This window comes from Arthrobacter sp. H35-D1 (assembly GCF_030063185.1).
Lineage (GTDB): Bacteria > Actinomycetota > Actinomycetes > Actinomycetales > Micrococcaceae > Specibacter.
Genome location: NZ_JASISP010000068.1, coordinates 1 through 1,195 on the forward strand (window position 1 = coordinate 1; position 1,195 = coordinate 1,195).

Annotated in this window: 2 protein-coding genes; both read right to left on the bottom strand. The window is 59.7% G+C overall.

The features are described from left to right. Positions 1 to 296: 296 nt before the first annotated feature. Complete coding sequence (locus QMG25_RS20295; protein WP_283462935.1) at positions 297 to 554, bottom strand: hypothetical protein; 258 nt, start codon at positions 552 to 554, stop codon at positions 297 to 299. Beyond that, positions 554 to 1,060 carry a hypothetical protein gene (locus QMG25_RS20300; protein ID WP_283462937.1) on the bottom strand — a complete coding sequence of 169 codons (507 nt, stop codon included), beginning with the start codon at positions 1,058 to 1,060 and terminating at the stop codon, positions 554 to 556. The genes QMG25_RS20295 and QMG25_RS20300 overlap by 1 nt, the downstream gene beginning before the upstream one ends. Positions 1,061 to 1,195 lie beyond the last annotated feature (135 nt).

The following is a 1,195-nucleotide window of genomic DNA, read 5'->3' on the forward strand; positions in this document are numbered from 1 at the left end:
CCCGAAGCAGGCTGTTGGAACTCGTGGTGCTGGTCTGGGATGACGGGACCGACGAACTCATCCATGCGATGAAGTGCCGGCCGCAGTACCTATCGATGCTCGACTGACGGCAACAGTTGGCGAGTATGCCAACTCGTGTCCGGCTGGCCATAAGCAACGCTTCATAAGGGAACGACCTACGGGACGTTTGGCAAGGGGTGACCGCTTTTGCCGGTTCGCGTGTGCAACTGGGCATAATGGATTGGGTGGGCCAAGTGTTTGGTTCCGCAGGTGAAGCAGGCCTTGGGGCCAGGGCGTTACCAGCTGTGGATGCCGTACGCGGTCATCACCCATTTCATGACCGGATCCGTGGGGCCGATTGCCGCGCCGTGATTAGCCTTGACTGGGTCGCTGCCAAGTTTGGCGTCTGCACGGCGCATCCATAACGCCCAGTAAGTACCCTTGGCTATGCGGGAATCGAAGCGGATGCCAAGCGGTTCGGTACCGTTATCGAGGATTTGTTCACGCATTCGTTCGGCCAACCGCGTTGTCACCTCTCGATCGTGGGTGAACATCACACCCTTGTCGATATCTTGCTGTCCGGTAAATCGGGCGAGATCGGATCCAGCGGCCAATGAAAGCGCATCGAGTGTCTCGGCGGTTCATGGGCGTCGATCCACCACCCTGCTGTTTCTGGTACTTGAATTCGGTAAAGAAGGTGCCCATCCCGCCAGGATGCAGGCAAGTGTCCCGGCTGCATGTGCCCAAGACGTTTCCAGTCCTCGTCAATATCACGCATGGTCTGGTCGATAGTTTCCCCGAAGAGAGCGGAAAGCTTATCGACGTGTGCCTGATGCTCCCCAGTCATCCGGGCCCACGCCAAGCATTCCCGAAACGCCGTTTCCTCGTCCTCGGCGATATACAACGTCCGGCCCATGGTGTCCCACCGGCTCCAGTCGGTGCGGCTTTTATCGACGCGCTCGGGCGGAGCGAGCGGACCGTAGGCCGGATTGGCGATGCGGACCCCGGAGACAGGTCCGGAGAGGAGCCCAAGCCCGGTCTTGGCGCAGGTACGCTTCATCCGGCGAAAGACTCAGACCTCCTGAAGTAGGCACTCGTTCGTTGTTGAAGTTTGTGCCTGGGCGACTTGGTAGTTCAGGGTGCGGTGGTCGCCGGGGAGCCGGCTGGGTGTGTTGTTGAGTTCCTCGGTGAGCAG

Excerpts from the sequence above, each read along its gene's own strand:
- QMG25_RS20295 (WP_283462935.1), bottom strand. The coding sequence starts at position 554 with ATGTTCACCCACGATCGAGAGGTGACAACGCGGTTGGCCGAACGAATG.
- QMG25_RS20300 (WP_283462937.1), bottom strand. The coding sequence starts at position 1,060 with ATGAAGCGTACCTGCGCCAAGACCGGGCTTGGGCTCCTCTCCGGACCT.